Below are 524 nucleotides of genomic sequence, written 5' to 3'. Positions count from 1 at the left end.
ACGATCACCGACGACACCCAGATGACCCTCTTCACAGCCGAGGGCTGGCTGCGCGGCTACACCCGCATCATGACGGACGGCGGCGGCACGGAGACCGCCCTGGTACACGAGGCGTACCTGCGCTGGCTGGACACCCAGCAGTCCGACGCACCGCAACCCGAGCTCAGCAGCCCGCACCGCACCGGATGGCTGCGCGAGGAGCCCTGGCTCTACGCGCGACGAGCCCCAGGCCGCGCCTGCGAGTTCGGCATCCCCAAGAACCACATCCCCGACCCGCGCGGCGCGATCGACGGCACCCCCGGCCCGGTCAACCCCGACGCGAAGGGATGCGGCTCGGTCATGCGCTCCGCACCCTTCGGCCTCACCGACGCCAGCCCCCAGTACGCCTTCGAACTCGCCGCCCGCTGCGCGCAGATGACACACGGCCACCCGACCAGCTACTACGCCTCCGGGGCCTTCGCCGCCATGATCAGCCACCTGGTGACCGGCCAGTCCCTCCAGGACGCGGTCCGGCTCAGCATGGG

The 524-nt window shown here is 71.4% G+C and carries 1 protein-coding gene; it reads left to right on the top strand.

What is annotated here, in order from left to right:
* Positions 1 to 21 precede the first annotated feature (21 nt).
* The coding region (locus ABD369_RS41000) for an ADP-ribosylglycohydrolase family protein (protein WP_344641724.1) at positions 22 to 524 on the top strand (503 nt) is incomplete at its 3' end.

The sequence above is a fragment of the Kitasatospora cystarginea genome (genome assembly GCF_039533515.1).
Classification (GTDB): domain Bacteria; phylum Actinomycetota; class Actinomycetes; order Streptomycetales; family Streptomycetaceae; genus Kitasatospora; species Kitasatospora cystarginea.
The sequence above is the reverse complement of the archived record's forward strand: the minus strand, read 5'-3'. Positions and strand labels throughout refer to the sequence as shown.